Annotated in this window: 15 protein-coding genes; 12 read left to right on the top strand and 3 right to left on the bottom strand. The window is 49.0% G+C overall.

Annotated features, from left to right (window positions below; translation table 11 throughout):
* Window positions 1-131: 131 nt before the first annotated feature.
* The 3 genes from dapD to map all read right to left on the bottom strand — a co-directional run bounded on the left by dapD (window position 132) and on the right by map (window position 4,672).
* A complete protein-coding gene (gene dapD / locus JKP77_RS09260; protein ID WP_218310898.1) occupies window positions 132-956 on the bottom strand; it encodes a 2,3,4,5-tetrahydropyridine-2,6-dicarboxylate N-succinyltransferase in 825 nt (274 codons plus the stop codon).
* Window positions 953-3,604, bottom strand: a complete 2,652-nt coding sequence (gene glnD / locus JKP77_RS09255; RefSeq protein WP_218310897.1) for a [protein-PII] uridylyltransferase — start codon at window positions 3,602-3,604, stop codon at window positions 953-955. The genes dapD and glnD overlap by 4 nt, the downstream gene beginning before the upstream one ends.
* A 273-nt stretch (window positions 3,605-3,877) precedes the next feature.
* A complete protein-coding gene (gene map / locus JKP77_RS09250) occupies window positions 3,878-4,672 on the bottom strand; it encodes a type I methionyl aminopeptidase (protein WP_218310896.1) in 795 nt (264 codons plus the stop codon).
* Window positions 4,673-5,007: 335 nt separating this feature from the next.
* Here map and rpsB point away from each other — a divergent pair, with 335 nt between their 5' ends.
* From rpsB to lpxA, 12 genes are all read left to right on the top strand, one after another.
* Window positions 5,008-5,739: a 30S ribosomal protein S2 gene (gene rpsB / locus JKP77_RS09245; RefSeq protein WP_218310895.1), complete on the top strand. Its 732-nt coding sequence runs from the start codon at window positions 5,008-5,010 to the stop codon at window positions 5,737-5,739.
* 120 nt (window positions 5,740-5,859) lie between these two features.
* On the top strand, window positions 5,860-6,732 hold the full coding sequence (gene tsf / locus JKP77_RS09240; RefSeq protein ID WP_218310894.1) for a translation elongation factor Ts: 873 nt from the start codon (window positions 5,860-5,862) through the stop codon (window positions 6,730-6,732).
* A gap of 189 nt (window positions 6,733-6,921) precedes the next feature.
* Window positions 6,922-7,662, top strand: a complete 741-nt coding sequence (pyrH, locus tag JKP77_RS09235) for a UMP kinase (RefSeq protein WP_218310893.1) — start codon at window positions 6,922-6,924, stop codon at window positions 7,660-7,662.
* Between the two features lie 18 nt (window positions 7,663-7,680).
* Window positions 7,681-8,238, top strand: coding sequence for a ribosome recycling factor (gene frr, locus JKP77_RS09230; protein WP_218310892.1), 558 nt, complete (start codon window positions 7,681-7,683; stop codon window positions 8,236-8,238).
* Between the two features lie 8 nt (window positions 8,239-8,246).
* Window positions 8,247-9,026 carry a polyprenyl diphosphate synthase gene (gene uppS / locus JKP77_RS09225; protein WP_218310891.1) on the top strand — a complete coding sequence of 260 codons (780 nt, stop codon included), beginning with the start codon at window positions 8,247-8,249 and terminating at the stop codon, window positions 9,024-9,026.
* 52 nt (window positions 9,027-9,078) lie between these two features.
* Window positions 9,079-9,942, top strand: coding sequence for a phosphatidate cytidylyltransferase (locus tag JKP77_RS09220; RefSeq protein WP_218310890.1), 864 nt, complete (start codon window positions 9,079-9,081; stop codon window positions 9,940-9,942).
* On the top strand, window positions 9,942-11,123 hold the full coding sequence (ispC, locus tag JKP77_RS09215; RefSeq protein ID WP_218310889.1) for a 1-deoxy-D-xylulose-5-phosphate reductoisomerase: 1,182 nt from the start codon (window positions 9,942-9,944) through the stop codon (window positions 11,121-11,123). Before JKP77_RS09220 ends, ispC begins: the two co-directional genes overlap by 1 nt.
* Window positions 11,123-12,475 (top strand): sigma E protease regulator RseP, encoded by a 1,353-nt coding sequence (gene rseP / locus JKP77_RS09210; protein ID WP_218310888.1) that lies wholly within the window; start codon window positions 11,123-11,125, stop codon window positions 12,473-12,475. Before ispC ends, rseP begins: the two co-directional genes overlap by 1 nt.
* A gap of 56 nt (window positions 12,476-12,531) precedes the next feature.
* The gene (bamA, locus tag JKP77_RS09205) at window positions 12,532-15,006 is read left to right on the top strand and encodes an outer membrane protein assembly factor BamA (RefSeq protein WP_218310887.1); all 2,475 of its coding nucleotides are present in this window, start codon (window positions 12,532-12,534) and stop codon (window positions 15,004-15,006) included.
* 54 nt (window positions 15,007-15,060) lie between these two features.
* Entirely contained in the window at window positions 15,061-15,576 is a 516-nt protein-coding gene (locus JKP77_RS09200; RefSeq protein ID WP_218310886.1) for an OmpH/Skp family outer membrane protein, read from the top strand.
* A 179-nt stretch (window positions 15,577-15,755) separates the two neighbouring features.
* Window positions 15,756-16,205: a 3-hydroxyacyl-ACP dehydratase FabZ gene (gene fabZ / locus JKP77_RS09195; RefSeq protein ID WP_218310885.1), complete on the top strand. Its 450-nt coding sequence runs from the start codon at window positions 15,756-15,758 to the stop codon at window positions 16,203-16,205.
* Between the two features lies 1 nt (window position 16,206).
* On the top strand, window positions 16,207-16,977 hold the full coding sequence (gene lpxA / locus JKP77_RS09190; protein ID WP_218310884.1) for an acyl-ACP--UDP-N-acetylglucosamine O-acyltransferase: 771 nt from the start codon (window positions 16,207-16,209) through the stop codon (window positions 16,975-16,977).
* Window position 16,978: the final 1 nt, after the last annotated feature.

Raw genomic sequence — 16,978 nt, 5'->3', positions numbered from 1 at the left:
TGTGCGCTTAGGTCTTTGATTACTTGAAGTTGTCATAAAGAAGTCCTCTTTATGTCTACGTATTTCAGGACGGGACAAGTACAAAACAAAAAGCGGCGTGAAATTTCACGCCGCTTTTTTTACATTCAACGTTACTCTGCGCTTCTAAGCAGGGCGTTAATGCCCACTTTCGCGCGGGTTTTCGCATCCACTTTCTTCACTATAATAGCAGCATACAGGCTGTAGCTACCGTCTTTGCCCGGGAGGTTACCTGGCACAACTACCGAGCCGGCTGGCACCCGGCCATAATGCACTTCACCGGTTTCCCGGTCATAAATGCGGGTACTCTGGCCGATATACACGCCCATCGAAATCACCGCACCTTCTTCAACAATAACACCCTCAACAATTTCTGAGCGTGCACCGATGAAGCAGTTATCTTCAATGATAGTTGGATTCGCCTGCAGCGGCTCCAGTACGCCACCAATACCGACGCCGCCGGAAAGGTGCACATTCTTACCAATCTGTGCACATGAGCCAACCGTAGCCCAGGTATCAACCATTGAACCTTCATCGACATAGGCGCCAATATTGACATATGACGGCATCACGACAACATTCTTGCCCACGTAAGAGCCGGTACGTACCGCTGCAGGTGGCACGATACGCGCACCTTCGGCGGCAAACTGTGCTTCTGTGTAGTCGGTATATTTCAGCGGTACTTTGTCGTAAAACTGACTTTCAGCACCATCAATGAGTTGGTTATTATGAAGACGAAAATAAAGCAGTACGGCTTTTTTCAGCCACTGATGAACTACCCACTCACCGGCAATCTTTTCCGCCACCCGGGCAGTACCGGCATTGAGCATGTCGATAGCGTCAGCTACCGCTTTTTTTACTTCTTCAGGTGCCGCAGAAGGGCTGATCGCGTCACGGTTTTCAAAGGCATCTTCGATAATGGCTTTCAATTCATTCATGGTATGGTGATATCTTCAAGTTGATCGAGTTTAAACAGGATTTGCTTCTTCAGCGCAACCTGCTGTTCCTGGGTTAACGATTTGCCCGCATCATTGCTGACAATAAATATATCTTCTGCGCGTTCGCCAATAGTGGCGATTTTAGCAAGTTTTAGTGTGACCTGGCAGTCCACAAACGCATGGCCGACCTTTGCCAAAATCCCTGGTGCGTCCAGCGCTTCCAGTTCAACTAAGGTGGCATCGTCGCCAATCGAAAAAAAGCGAACCTTCGTGGGCACATCCAGCTGACGCATCTGCCGCGGCAGTTTACGCTTATTGTCATGTGCTCGTCCAGGTTTCTCCAGCTGCTCGTATATGGCTTTTTCAAGCGTTTTGATGCGTGAATCTGACGATAAACGTGACCCGTCGTTTTCCAGTACCAGAAGGCTGTCAAAGACATAACCGTCACGGGTTACGGTTATGTGGGCATCGTGTATCGAGCAGTTGCGGCTATCCAGCACCGAAGCGACCTGCGCGAACAGCGCTTTGCGATCTTTGCCGTAAATGAGAATTTCGGTACCGCCCTTGGCACTGCCGTCATTCGCTCTTACCAGTAAGCGTGTGTCATCAGCGCCCATCCAGTCAGCCTGCGCATTGATAATTTCCTGCGTGTGCCAGGCAATTTGCGCTGGCTTAAAGCGCACGAAGTAGTCGTCATCAAGGCGCGCCCACAGCACATCCACCGCATGCATATCTGCCCCTTGTTCTGACAGGGCCTGCTTAGCCAGAAGCTTATGTGTCTCAACCCGCTCGTTCAACGTCACCTGGCATTGCAGGCCGTTATCCAGAGCTTTTTGCGTCATGAGATAAAGCTCACGAAGTAATGAGGCTTTCCAGTCATTCCACAGGTTATCGTTAGTCGCGCGAATATCAGCGAGCGTTAGTGTATAAAGCAGGTTCAGGTGCGTGTGGCTTCGCATTGCGCTGGCAAATTCGTTGATCACATCCGGATCGTAAATGTCCCGGCGCTGCGCCACTACTGACATCAGCAGATGATTTTCTACCAGCCAGCTGATCAGGTGCGCATCTTCGCTGGGGATCTTATGCAGTTCACAGAAGTCCAGCACATCCTGTGCACCCAGGGTAGAGTGATCGCCGTTTCTGCCTTTGGCTATATCGTGGAATATGGCTGCAATATAAAGGATTTCGGGTTTATCAAGATTACGGCAGATGCGCCCGCAGCGGGGAAATGCCTTATTTTCCTTTGAGAAGTAGTGATTAACATGCTTAACCAGACGGTGCGTATGCTCATCTACGGTGTAGGCATGGAACAAGTCGAACTGCATCATGCCCACGATCGCGTCCCACTGCGGCAAATAAGCCTGCAGAATGCCGTACTGATGCATGATGTCCCACGCGAAATCAAAGAATGCCGTATGGCGAAACAGCGCGATGAGCTTGTCCCGACAAGCCTCACGCTCTACGAAATATTCGGTCTCAAAAGCGCGGTGGGCATCGCGCAGTTGTCTGATGCAGTCTGTATCCAGGCCTTTCACTTCCTGCGTGTTAGCGATTAGCATGAGGAAATCGAGTATGGCTTCCGGGCTGTTAAACACGTTGTCGTGGCGGGGCGAAATCATATTGTCGAGCAGACTGAAGTCGTCATTTATGTGCAACGTGTGCTGAACCGACTGGTTAAGCATGTCGTAGCTGAATCGCTGCAGTAGCATGCGGTTAAGTTCAGATACGCGTCTCACCACACGGAAAAAATCGCGCATCATTTTTTCGACAGAACGCTTACCCTCTTCGCCATAGCCGAGCATGGCGGCGACGTCAGGCTGATAATCAAACAGCAACCGGTTTTCACTGCGACCGGCTACGAGATGCAGCGCACAGCGAATTTTCCACAAGTGCATCCGGCACGTGATGAGTTCGCTGTGTTCCTGCTCGGTGAAGTAACCATGACCCACCAGGTTCCAGCCGTCATACTCTTTAAAGTGCTTCTTCGCCACCCAACCGATAGACTGAATATCCCGCAGACATCCCGGATTTTCTTTAATGTTGGGTTCAAGGTTATAGGCCGTGCCATTGAACTTGGCATGCCGTGCCTGCTGTTCGTCATATTTGGCGGCAAAAAAGGCTTTGCTGGTCCAGGTATTGCGCCCGTTAACTTCTTCCCATAACTTTTCAAAAACGGTTTCGCTACCACACAGTAGTCGGCTCTCTACCAGGTTTGTGGCGATAGAGATGTCTTCTTTAGCCAGCTTTACGGTTTCTTTAATGGTTCTGACCGACTGCCCTACGTCCAGCTTTATGTCCCACAGTAGTGTTATAAACTGGCCGACTTTTTCCTGAGCGCTTTGTCCAAGCGGCTTTTTGCTGACGATAAGTAAATCGATATCGGAATAGGGTTGCAGGTGTCCTCGTCCATACCCGCCCACTGCGCATAGCGCCAGTTCCTGCTCTGCGGTAAGTCCAAACAGTTCCCACAAATGGCAAAGCAGCGCATCGACAAATTGCGCGCGACCGGTTACAAGCTGGTTTACCGGGATCGTGTCGAAAGAGGTCTTCAGCCAGTCATAGCTGTTACTGACACATTGCTTGATAGCAGGCAGGTCATCGACGCTGGTAATGGTGTCTACTTGTTCTATTACAGATTGCAGAGTCAAAATTCGCCTTTTGTCGTTACTTCAAAGAAAAACGGACTGAACCATACCATGATTTGAAATAAATTCGCAGTGCCTACATCGCGCATAGCCAGCACCAAAAAGTGAATAGATATGAAAAAATGATATTAGAATAGCAATAACAGCAAGCAGTGTAAGGAAGATCGATGGCTATGCTCAGGTAGTCTCTGCATATTCTGCGGGTTGCAAGGCTGGGAATGCCACATGCAGATTGGATTCAGAAAAGGGCGGGGAAAGCAATGCCCCGCCAACGGGTTAGCTGTGGCTGATGACGCGAGGGATCTCTTCTTCGTCACGAAGTGTGAGAATTTCTACACCGTCTTCTGTTACCAGTAACGTGTGTTCCCATTGCGCACTCAGGCTGCGATCTTTAGTGACTACGGTCCACTGGTCGGGAAGCACTTTTGAATAGCGCTTGCCAGCGTTGACCATCGGTTCAATAGTGAAGCACATACCTGGCTCAAGCACGTCTCCTGTGCCAGGGCGGCCGTAATGAACGATTTGCGGATCTTCGTGGAAACCTGCACCAATTCCATGCCCACAATATTCTCGGACTATTGAATAGTTATGCGCTTCTGCGTGAGTCTGACAGGCATTGCCGATATCGCCAAGAGTGGCTCCCGGTTTTACGAGTTTGATGGCGTTATACAGCGCTTCCTGCGTTACCCGCACAAGACGCTCAGCAAGAATACTGGGTTTGCCGACGATAAACATTTTAGAGGTATCACCGTGGTACCCGTCTTTTATCACGGTAACGTCGATATTAATAATATCACCGTCCTTTAACTTCTTATCTGACGGTATTCCATGGCAGATGCAGTGATTCACTGACGTGCAGATAGACTTTGGAAACGGCGGGTGACCATAGTTCAACGGTGCCGGAACCGCTTTTTGCTCATTCACAATGTAGTCATGGCAAATGGTATTTAACTCGTCAGTGGTCACACCCTTCTTAACGTGGGGAGTGATCATGGTTAATACGTCAGAGGCTAGTTTGCCTGCAATGCGCATTTTTTCTATTTCTTCAGCGGTTTTGATAAAAGCAGCCACTGTGATCCTCGATAATTGATTAAACGATTTGCGCGCAACAGATACCTATAGCACGCCAATAATATGGAATATGGTAACGGTTAAGCTGCCCGCTGTATAGTCAGCACAGCCTCAGACCGTACCAAAACTCGCCGCAAAACTTGTGTTAGATGGCTTTGCATGGTATAAAGCGCCCGCCTTCGAAGACTGTCGAAAAAACATCGTTTTGAAACGGTCTTGGTAAAGGTACGAATTTATTAATAAAACACACATACACTGTGACTGTTTATCGGGGTGTCTGCGAAGCGGATCGATAAAGAGGGTGTATGGAGGCCTAACCCCAAGAGGAAATTAAAATGGCTAATGTTTCTATGCGTGACATGCTGAAAGCCGGCGTGCATTTCGGTCACCAAACCCGTTACTGGAACCCTAAGATGAAGCCTTACATCTTCGGTGCTCGTAACAAAGTTCATATCATCAACCTGGAAAAAACAGTACCTCTGTTTAACGGCGCTCTGAACTATCTTTCTGGCGTAGCTGCTAAGAAAGGTAAAATTCTGTTCGTTGGTACAAAGCGTGCTGCAGGTGAGGCGGTAAAAGATGCTGCGGTTAAATGTGACCAGTTCTACGTGAACAAGCGTTGGTTAGGCGGCATGCTGACAAACTGGAAAACAGTTCGCCAGTCAATCAAGCGTCTGAAAGACCTTGAGCAACAAAGCCAGGACGGAACGTTCGAAAAGCTGACCAAGAAAGAAGCTCTGATGCTTCAGCGTGAAATGGACAAGCTGGAAAACAGCCTGGGCGGTATCAAAAACATGGGCGGTCTGCCTGATGTAATCTTCGTTATCGATGCTGACCACGAGCACATCGCTGTAACAGAAGCGCGCAACCTGGGTATCCCGGTAGTGGGTGTGGTAGATACTAACTCAAACCCAGACGGCGTTGATTACATCATCCCAGGTAACGATGACGCGATCCGCGCTATCCAACTTTACCTGGACGCTGCTGCTGACGCTGTTAACAGCGGTCGCGAAAGCAACCTGGAAGTACAAGCTGAACAAGACGACTTCGTAGAAGCCGCTGAGTAAGCAATAGCACGCGAAGTGCTGTCACAGAGAGTTCACATGGCAGCATGACACTGACGTGTTTGAAGGGGCGCAACCGCCCCTTTTCCTATCAAATTCATTTTAATGCTGAGGAATTGAAAAATGGCAGTGACTGCAGCACTAGTTAAAGAACTGCGCGAGCGTACTGGCGCGGGCATGCTGGATTGTAAAAAGGCCCTGGTTGAGACCGATGGTGACATCGAACTGGCCATTGAAAACATGCGTAAATCAGGTCAGGCAAAAGCCGCTAAGAAAGCTGGCCGTATCGCCGCTGAAGGTGTGATCCTGACCAAAGTAGAAGGTAAGCAGGCGTCAATGCTTGAGCTGAACTGTGAAACTGACTTCGTTGCACGCGACGACAGCTTCCTGAAGTTTGGTAATCAGGTAATCGATGCTGCTGCTCAAAACAACATCAACGATATCGACGCTCTGATGGACGTTGAAGTTGATGGTGGCAAGATCAGCGAAGTGCGTGAAGCACTGGTTGCGAAAATCGGCGAAAACATTTCTCCTCGTCGCGTTATCAACGTTGAAGGCGACAACCTGGGTGCATATGTACATGGCGGCCGTATCGGTGTAATCGCTATCCTTGAAGGTGGTGATGAAGAGCTGGCAAAAGACGTTGCAATGCACGTTGCTGCAGCGAGCCCACAGTTCGTTAAGCCTGAAAACGTTCCTGCAGAAGTGGTTGAGAAGGAAAAAGAAATCCAGATCGAAATCGCTATGCAATCTGGCAAGCCTGCTGAAATTGCAGAAAAAATGGTTGCTGGCCGTATGAAGAAATTCACCGGCGAAGTGAGCCTGACAGGTCAGCCATTCGTGAAAGATCCTTCTATTAGCGTTGCTGAATTGCTGAAAAGCAAAGGCGCAGATGTTATCAACTTCATCCGCTTTGAAGTGGGTGAAGGTATCGAGAAGAAATCTGAAGACTTCGCAGCAGAAGTTGCAGCGCAGATGGAAGCGGCCAAGAAATAATTGGGCGTTTGACTTTTGCAATCTGCGATAGTCGGATACACTACGAGCACCTCTTCGGAGGTGCTTTTTTATAAGTAGGGCTCACACTTTCTTTGTGATTGATGTAGAAGTAAAGTGAAGAGTCGGTTTGTCCTATGTTTTCAGTTAAGAAGCATACGACAAGCCGAGTTCATGAGGACAAATCAAACAATGAGTATCACACCTAAATCTGCATACCGACGCATCTTATTAAAGCTTAGTGGTGAAGCCCTGATGGGGTCAGAAGGCTTTGGTATTGATCCGAAAGTCCTCGATCGCATGGCGCAGGAAATTAAAGAACTGGTTGAGTTAGGTGTGCAAGTCGGCCTGGTTATCGGCGGTGGTAACCTGTTTCGTGGTGAAGGCCTGGCGAAAGCGGGCATGAACCGTGTTGTGGGTGACCATATGGGTATGTTGGCAACGGTGATGAACGGACTGGCAATGCGCGACGCTTTACATCGAGCATTTGTGAATGCCCGGCTGATGTCAGCCATTCCACTAAATGGCGTGTGCGATGCTTACAACTGGGCTGAAGCCATTAGTTTGCTGAAATCCGGCCGCGTAGTTATCTTTGCCGCCGGTACCGGTAATCCATTCTTTACTACCGACTCTGCTGCCTGTCTTCGCGGTATCGAAATTGAAGCCGATGCAGTATTAAAAGCCACCAAAGTTGACGGTGTTTACAGCGACGATCCGGTAAAGAATCCGGATGCCACGCTATACAATTCTCTGACGTATCAGGAAGTGCTTGAGAAAGAGCTTAAAGTCATGGACTTATCAGCCTTTACACTAGCTCGCGATCACAGCCTGCCAATTCGTGTGTTTAACATGAATAAGCCGGGATGTCTTAAGCGGGTAGTAATGGGTGAACCAGAAGGTACCCTGATTGATCACGCAGAAAGCGTTAATTAAAAAAATAGGAACACGATTGTGATTGATGAAATCGAATTAGATGCGCAAGAGCGTATGGAAAAAAGTATCACAGCACTGAAAGGCCAGTTCAGTAAAATTCGCACGGGTCGTGCACACCCAAGTTTGCTGGACGGTATTCAGGTCCCTTATTATGGTGTTGATACACCGTTAAAACAGGTTGCGAACGTGATTGCTGAAGACAGCCGTACGTTAGCCCTGACCGTGTTTGACAAAAGTGCGATCCAGGCCGTGGAAAAGGCGATTATGCAGGCGGATTTGGGGCTGAACCCGATGAGCGCAGGTACCACCATTCGCATCCCGTTGCCGCCGCTGACGGAAGAGCGTCGTAAAGATCTTATCCGTGTTGTGCGCAATGAAGCAGAGCAGGGCCGTGTCTCTATCCGCAATATTCGTCGCGATGCCAACAGTGATGTAAAAGAGCTGTTGAAAGAAAAAGAAATCAGTGAAGATGAAAGTCGCGCAGCGGAAGAAAATATTCAGTCAATCACTGATGACTTTATAAAGAAAGTAGACGCCATGCTTTCAGATAAAGAAAAAGAACTGATGGAAGTATAAATAACGTCATGTTAGGAAAGCGGTCCAGCGCAAAAGCAGCGACGCCTGAAGTGCAGGCCGGTATTATCGGCCCTCAGCATGTAGCCATTATTATGGATGGCAACGGTCGCTGGGCGCAAAAGAAAGGGAAAATTCGTACCTTCGGTCATAAGGCCGGCGTAGAGTCGGTGCGCGCGGTTGTGCGCTTTGCCAGACGAACCGGCATTAAATCGCTGACACTTTTTGCATTCTCCAGTGAAAACTGGAAACGCCCTGAAGAAGAAGTCAGCGTGCTGATGGAGTTGTTTAACCTGGTGTTAAACAGTGAAGCGAAACGGTTACATAAAAATGGTGTTCGCCTGAAGGTGATTGGTGATGTGGACGCGTTCGACGGTAAGCTGGTTGAAAAGATCCGCAAAGCCGAAGCGATGACCGAAAGCAATGATGATCTGGTGTTAAATATCGCTGCTAACTATGGCGGACGATGGGATATTGTGAATGCTGCCAAGTGTGTTGCACAGGCTGTCAGTAACGGCGAGCTGCAGCGCGAAGATATCACAGAAGACGTTTTCAATTCATACACCTCAACCGCCTCTTTGCCTGAACTGGATTTGTTAATCCGTACTGGTGGCGAGCATCGCATCAGTAACTTCTTGCTGTGGCAATGCGCCTATGCGGAATTGTACTTCACTGATGTATTGTGGCCGGACTTCTCTGAAGAGGTGTTCCAACAGGCCGTGGATGATTACAATGTTCGCCAGCGCCGCTTCGGTTTGACTGGTGAGCAGATCACCACGGTGCAAAGCTAGCCCTGTGCTAAGGCACAACGCAAGGCCTGACGACAGGAGCTGAAAGCCTACTATGCTAAAACAACGAATAATAACAGCACTGATACTTGCACCATTGGCCTTAATGGCCATTCTGTTTTTACCGATTTGGTGGTTTGAACTTGCCATTGCTGGTGTAGTCGCACTGGGCGGCTACGAATGGGCAAATATGTCGGGCATTACCGAACGTCCGAAAAAAATTCTGTATATGATTGCGACCTTCGTGATCTGTGTTCTGCTTACTCTCGCCGTAGATTCGTCAATGATATGGTATCAGGGCCAACTGCACTGGTTCTACCGACTCATTCTTGGCCTTTCCATCGTATGGTGGGCCGCATCGCTGATAATGGTACTGGCATACCCTAAGTACACCGCTTTCTGGCGTAACAGCCGCAGCGTAAGAACACTGTTTGGCTTTTTAACCCTCATTCCTACATGGGTGGCGGTTATTGCCCTGCGTACCAGCCTGCATGACGTCGATCCGTTTTATGGCGCATCGTTGATTTTTTATGTTCTGGGTATTGTCTGGGCTGCCGATATCGGTGCGTTTTTTGTCGGTGTGAAGTTTGGCCGTCACAAATTGCGTCCTAATGTATCGCCGGGTAAATCTCTGGAAGGGCTGCTCGGTGGCATAGCGGCGTCATTTGCTATTATTGCGTTTGCTGCGCTGCATTATCAGGTTGAGCCGTCACGGATCTGGTTACACCTGCTGATTGGTGGAGTAACCGTGGCAGTATCGGCGCTGGGCGATCTCAACGAAAGTATGCTCAAGCGCTGTGCAGGAATCAAAGACAGTGGTCGTATTCTGCCAGGGCACGGCGGCGTACTGGACCGCATTGATAGTCTGACTGCTGCGTTTCCGGTATTTGCCTTCTGTTATGTCACCTGGATGGCGTGATGCAAACCGTCACTGTATTAGGAGCCACCGGCTCTATCGGGTGTAACACGCTGGATGTTATTTCACGGCATCCGGACGACTATCGGGTGTTTGCCATTACCGGCAACAGTCAGCTGGATTTGCTTATGCAGCAAGCCAAGGCATGTTCTCCGCGATTTGTCGTTGTTGCCGATGAAGCCTTGTTTGATGACGCCAGAAAGCTGGCTGCAGACTATGGTGTGACAGCGGATATTCTTTGTGGTCAGCGTGCGCTCGAAGAAGTTGCCAGCGCCGGGGAAGTGGATATTGTCATGGCGGCCATCGTTGGCGCTGCGGGTTTGATTCCAACCCTTGCTGCGGTAAAAGCGGCTAAGAAAGTCCTGCTGGCAAATAAAGAAGCCCTGGTGATGTCAGGTGCACTGTTTATTGATGCAGCAAAACAGTCCGGTGCCACGCTCTTACCTATCGACAGCGAACACAACGCTATTTTTCAGTGTTTACCGCAGGACTTTGAATACGGCAATCTGCAGTCTGCCGGTATATCCAGTATCCTGCTGACCGGTTCTGGCGGACCGTTCAGAGAACGTGAGATTTCCACCTTTAAAGAGATAACGGTAGAAGAGGCCTGCCATCACCCTAACTGGGATATGGGACGAAAAATAACGGTCGATTCTGCGACGATGATGAACAAAGGACTTGAGTTCATCGAAGCATGCTGGCTCTTTGGCGCGAGTGCTGACGATATTACTGTCGTGTTGCATCCACAGAGCATGATCCACTCTATGGTGCAGTATGTGGATGGGTCGGTGATTGCGCAAATGGGGAATCCGGACATGCGCACACCGATCGCTTATGGCCTGGCCTGGCCTCAGCGAATTGATGCCGGTGTAGAGACGCTCGACTTCAGTAAAATCGCCAGCTTCACCTTCGATACCCCTTGTATGGAACGTTATCCCAACTTAAAGCTTGCCATTGACGCGTGCCGTTCAGGGCAGGCTGCCACTACGCGCATCAATGCCGCCAACGAAGTGGCAGTGGGTGCGTTTCTTAACAAGCAAATCAGGTTTACCGATATCGCCGTAGTGAACGAAGAAACGCTGAATAAGATGGAACCTATGACCGTTTGTTCACTCCAACAAATTCTGGAGCAGGATCATGCTGCCCGGGAAGTCGCGCAACAAATCATCAGAGGTTTTTCATAGTGTTTTCCTTTTTCTGGAGCCTGGCGGCATTCATCGTCGCACTCGGGATCCTGGTTGCTGTTCACGAGTGGGGACATTTCTATATTGCCCGGCGCTGTGGTGTGAAAGTAGAACGTTTCTCCATTGGTTTCGGTAAGCCGTTATGGCGCCGCACTGATCGTCACGGCACCGAATTTGTGGTTGCCGCTATTCCGCTGGGTGGGTATGTGCGCATGCTTGATGGTCGGGTTGATGAAGTGCCGCCTGAGTTGCAGGACCAGGCCTTCAATAACAAACCCGTCGGGCAGCGGATGGCCATCATTGCTGCTGGTCCCGGCGTTAACTTTCTGTTTGCCATTTTTGCGTTGTTTGTTATGTACCTGGTCGGATTGCAAACGGTAAAACCGGTTGTAGGCGATGTGACTGAGCAAGCCATCGCCGCAAATGCCGGCATGCAGGCCGGTGATGAAATTATACAGGTCGGCAGTCGCGAAACGGCGGACTGGGAAGCTGTTAATATGGAACTGGTTTCGCAAATAGGCAGTGATTCAGCGCGCGTCATTGTACAAAGAAACGGCAGTCAGCAGGAATCACTGACTCTTTCACTGTCGAACTGGAACTTTGACCCTGATAAAGAGTCTGCTTTAAACAGTTTGGGGATCGTGCCGTTCCGACCGCAGCCAACGCTTGAAATAGCTTACATTGGTGAAGGGTCACCAGCAGAGTCAGCCGGTATTCAGGTTGGCGATACGATACTGGCATTGAACGACGTCGATGTCGCCAGCTGGCAGTCGTTGGTGGATACGATAACGGATATGCCCGGAGAAACAGTAACGATAACTGTACTTCGGGATGGACAGGAGCAACGGATCAATGCCACCATTGCGCGTCGCGACACTCCGGAAGGCCAAAATGGCTATTTGGGTGTCAGTCCAAATTCTGAACCGTGGCCGGAAGGTTACGTGTTTACTCATCAGTATGGTCCAATCGACGCGATGGCCAACGCCATGGATAAAACCTGGCGACTGATGACGTTAAGCGTTGAAATGCTTGGCAAGCTGATTACCGGCGATGTTTCGGTGAAAAATCTCAGCGGCCCCATTTCAATTGCACAGGGAGCAGGGATCAGTGCCGGATACGGTCTGGCCTATTTCTTAAGCTTCCTTGCCTTAATTAGTGTGAATTTAGGCATTATAAATTTGATACCGTTGCCCATGCTTGATGGCGGCCACCTGATGTATTTCATCATTGAGTGGATAACCGGCAAGCCAGTGTCTGAAGCGACACAGGAATGGGGATTTAGGATCGGTGGCGCCTTGCTCTTTATGATCATGGGACTCGCTATCGTCAATGATATAGCCCGCATAGTATAAATACTCGGGTAAAAGAATAACGCTAACAGCAAACGCGGCCAGGAAAAGAAAAATAGATGAAGTTAAAACAGTTAGTAGCAGCCGGAATGATGTTATCCAGTGCTAGCTTTGCCAATGCTGCAGCATCAGACAGTGAATTCGTTGTCGATGATATCCGGGTAGAAGGTCTTCAGCGCGTCGCACTGGGTGCCGCACTGACCTACCTGCCAGTGCAGGTTGGGGACAAACTGAATACGTTCAGGGTAACGCAGCTTATTCGTTCTCTGTACTCATCCACTCACTTTGAAAATGTCGAAATTCTGCGTGACGGCGATACGCTGGTTGTACGCGTGTCTGAACGCCCTACCATCAGTAACATAATCTTTGATGGCAATGATGACATCAAAGATGAGCAGTTGCAGGAAAGTCTGGACGGCAATGGTATTCGTGTTGGCGAGCCTTTGGATAAAACCGTGCTGGCCTCTATCGAGAATGGTCTGAAAGATTTCTTCTATTCCATCGGTAAATACAATGCCGACGTCACGGCAATTGTGACGCCATTGCCACGCAACCGGGTTGACTTAAAGCTGTTGTTTGAAGAAGGCGATGCGGCTGAAATTCAGCAAATCAATATCGTCGGCAATGAGCTGTTTTCTGATACTGAACTCATGGAAGACATGGAGCTTCAGTATGATACGCCATGGTGGGATTTCTTATCAGAAACCCGCTATCAGCAACAAACGTTGCAAGGCGATATGGAGACCCTGCGCAATTATTATCTTGACCGCGGCTACCTGCGTTTCAATATTGACTCAACCCAGGTATCGATGACACCAGAAAAATCAGGCATTTACATTGCACTGAATGTCACCGAAGGCGAACAATACACCATTTCTGAAGTAGAGCTGGTGGGCGATCTGCTTGGCCACGAAGAGTACATTGAACGTGTGCTGCCGTTGACGCCGGGCGAGCTTTATAATCAGGCCGAAGTCACTTATACCGAGGAATTTATCAGTAAATACCTGGGTCGCTTCGGCTATGCCTATCCGACCGTGACCACCGTTCCGGATATTAACGACGAAGACAAAACGGTTAAGCTGACACTCTCAGTCGATCCCGGTAAGCGTATTTACGTTCGCCGCATCAACTTCAACGGTAACGTGATCACAGCCGATAATGTGCTGCGTCAGAACGTGTCACAAATGGAAGGGGCATGGCTATCCAATGGCATGCTTGAGTCATCCAAAAACAGCCTGTCACGCCTGACGTATATGGAAGAGGTGGAGTTTGAAACCATCCGTATTCCTGGCCAGGACGACAAGGTTGATATTGACTTTAACGTCAAAGAGCAGCCCTCAGGTTCCTTTAATGCCGGTATCGGTTACGGTGACCGTACCAAACTGAGTCTGCAGGCGGGGATCCAGCAGGACAACTTCCTGGGAACAGGTAAGCGCATTGGGTTTAATGTCAGTACTGTTGCCTATCAGAAGTCGGCACAGATTACTTATAACGACCCTTTCTTTACTATCGACGGAATCAGTCTGGGTGGAACTATTGGTTATTCCGAGTTTGACGGTTCTGACTTTAACGTTATTCAGTACAACTCGAAACAGTGGTCTGTCGGGGCGAATATCGGTTATCCGATAAATGAATTTAACCGAATTAACTTCGGTCTTACGTACTCGAATGTGGAGTTGTATAACCGCGGGTATTACGAGCAAACGGAACAGTTTTATAATCAGTTCCTTGATAATGACGATCCCGATGCGGCAATTAATTACCACAGCTACCTGGCGAGCGTGAGCTGGAGTCGAAGCACGCTTAACCGCGGACTTTTCCCAACCGCAGGTTCAACGCAGCGTGCGTCATTCAGTATTACCACGCCTAACTCTGACGTAAACTATTTCAAAACCATCTTTGACGGCAAGTGGTACTTCCCGCTATCGCGTAATCAACGCTGGTCTTTCCTGGCAAGATTACGTCTTGGTTACGGTAACGGTTATGGCGATATCAACGGCAATGAACAAATCCTGCCGTTTACGGAAAACTTTACTGCCGGTGGTAGTGATACGCTGCGCGGTTTTGAAAATAACACGGTAGGCCCTCGCGGTATCGAACGGCTTTCCGGAGGCACCATCACAGGACCGGACGGTGTGCAGTATCCTGCAGATCCTTCCCGCGACCTGCTGCGAATTTCGCGCCGGAGCCTGGGCGGGAATGCAATGGCACTGGGTGGTGTAGAGTTAATCGTTCCTACGCCATTCGTGGAAGAGGACATGGATAATTCAGTACGAACCAGCCTGTTCCTTGATGTGGGTAACGTCTGGGATACAGAGTTTGACTACAACAGATATGAAGATCTCAGACCCTATAGCTCTCGGGACATTCTGTTGGACTATTCAGATTGGACACAGTATCGTAGTTCCGCTGGTATTTCTGTACAATGGATATCACCAATGGGTCCGATGGTTTTCAGTTTCTCGAGGGCAATTCAGGAACGTGAAGGCGATGACGCAAAATTCTTCACGTTTAATATCGGACAGACATTCTAATTATCCCGGTAACTTACCGGTAACAATAAGACGCATATAAAAAAGGAGTTCCTTTTGAAACAGTTTGCAAAACATATCGTTGCGACCGCGATGTTAGGTAGTGCGCTAGTAAGTACTTCGGTTATGGCCGAGCAAAAAATCGGCGTAGTAGATGTACAGGGTGTGTTTCAGGCAATGCCGCAGGCGGCTGAGATTCAAAACAGCATCCAGATGGAATTTAAAGACCAGATTGAAGAAGTTAATCAACTTCAGCGCGATGGTCAGTTTTTCGCTGAGCGCCTTCAGCGTGATGCGGCAACGATGAGCGAGCAGGAAAAGAAAGAACTGCAGCAAAAAATTCTTGATGTACGCGACCAGTTAGCAGAAAAGGGTCAGCCGTTACAGCAAAATATTCAGCGCCGTAGCAACGAAGAGCGAAACAAGCTGCTGGGCCTGATTAAGCAAGCCATCGATGCAGTGGCCGCTAAAGAAGGTTATGACTTGGTACTAAACGCTGGCGCAGTGTCTTTCGCGAAAGAAGAGCACGACCTGTCAGAAAAAGTATTGCAGCAGGTAGATAAAACCAATTAATTCTGACTGAACGATATTTTTCGTTTCAGTGTAGAATAAACAAACAGACTAACGCTGCAAGGCGTTGGTCTGATTTGTTTTTAACACGGAAAAGCGTATGGTTGCCGCCGTTAAGATAGTTTGGCAACTGAGGCTCAGAGGAAGGCTTTGCGCTTACGTTGTGGCATTAGGAGAAACTTTTGGCCAATTCACTCAACACCATTGATATCCAGGAAATCCTCGATCTTCTTCCCCACCGTTACCCTTTTCTTATGATTGATCGGGTGACAGATTACGTTTTGGGTGAATCCATCCAGGCTTATAAAAACGTAACGGTTAACGAACCGTGCTTCACCGGACACTTTCCGGGCCGTCCTATATTTCCGGGCGTGATGATTTTAGAAGCCATGGCGCAAGCTGCTGGCGTTCTTGGTTTCAAGACCATGGGTAAAAACGATCAGCTATACTTGTACGCAGGCATCGACTGCGCGCGCTTTAAGCGCCCTGTCGTTCCGGGAGACAAACTGGAATTCGATATACAACTTTTGAAAGAACGCAGAGGGATCTGGAAGTTTAAAGGTGTGGCTACCGTTGATGGAAAGGAAGCGTGTAGCGCTGAATTTATGTGTGCAATCAGAGAGATAGTATAACGTGATCCATTCTACTGCCGTGATATCTGACAAGGCCACGTTGGGCAAAAATGTCACGGTTGGCCCTTTTTGTGTGGTCGATGACGATGTGGTCATCGGCGACAACTGCGTGCTTAAGTCTCACGTGGTGGTTCGTGGGCCGACGACAATTGGAAAGAACAATGTTTTTTATCAGTTTTCTTCTATCGGAGAAGACTGCCAGGATAAAAAATATGCCGGTGAACGAACCGAGCTGAGCATTGGTGATGATAACGTGTTTCGCGAAGGCGTAACGGTGCATCGCGGTACTATTCAGGATGAGAGTATAACCATTATTGGTTCTCGCAACCTGTTGATGGTGAACGCCCATGTCGCACACGATTGCGTGCTGGGTGATGACATTATCCTTGCGAATAACACCGCCGTTGCCGGCCACGTTCATATCGATAATTTTGCGATTGTCGGTGGTGCGGTAGGTATACATCAGTTTTGCAAAGTCGGCGCACATGCCTTTTTGGGCGCAGGTGGGATCATCCTTCGTGATGTGCCGCCGTTTGTAATGGTCAGTGGCCATAAACACATCCCACAGGGGATCAATTCGGAAGGGTTGCGCCGTCGTGGTTTTGACAAAGACACGATCATGGCGATAAAGCGCGCTTACCGCGTTATTTACCGTGAAGGGAACACCATTGATGAAGCTGTTGAAAAGCTCAACTCAGCAGCGTCAGAACATCATGATGTTGCCACATTGGTGGAGTTTCTGAAGCACGCCGAGCGCGGTATTATCCGCTAAC

The organism is Alteromonas antoniana (assembly GCF_019249295.1).
In the GTDB taxonomy this organism is placed as follows: domain Bacteria; phylum Pseudomonadota; class Gammaproteobacteria; order Enterobacterales; family Alteromonadaceae; genus Alteromonas; species Alteromonas antoniana.
The sequence above is the reverse complement of the archived record's forward strand: the minus strand, read 5'-3'. Positions and strand labels throughout refer to the sequence as shown.

Excerpts from the sequence above, each read along its gene's own strand:
- ispC (WP_218310889.1), top strand. The coding sequence starts at position 9,942 with ATGCAAACCGTCACTGTATTAGGAGCCACCGGCTCTATCGGGTGTAAC.
- tsf (WP_218310894.1), top strand. The coding sequence starts at position 5,860 with ATGGCAGTGACTGCAGCACTAGTTAAAGAACTGCGCGAGCGTACTGGC.
- bamA (WP_218310887.1), top strand. The coding sequence starts at position 12,532 with ATGAAGTTAAAACAGTTAGTAGCAGCCGGAATGATGTTATCCAGTGCT.
- rpsB (WP_218310895.1), top strand. The coding sequence starts at position 5,008 with ATGGCTAATGTTTCTATGCGTGACATGCTGAAAGCCGGCGTGCATTTC.
- pyrH (WP_218310893.1), top strand. The coding sequence starts at position 6,922 with ATGAGTATCACACCTAAATCTGCATACCGACGCATCTTATTAAAGCTT.
- uppS (WP_218310891.1), top strand. The coding sequence starts at position 8,247 with ATGTTAGGAAAGCGGTCCAGCGCAAAAGCAGCGACGCCTGAAGTGCAG.
- dapD (WP_218310898.1), bottom strand. The coding sequence starts at position 956 with ATGAATGAATTGAAAGCCATTATCGAAGATGCCTTTGAAAACCGTGAC.
- JKP77_RS09220 (WP_218310890.1), top strand. The coding sequence starts at position 9,079 with ATGCTAAAACAACGAATAATAACAGCACTGATACTTGCACCATTGGCC.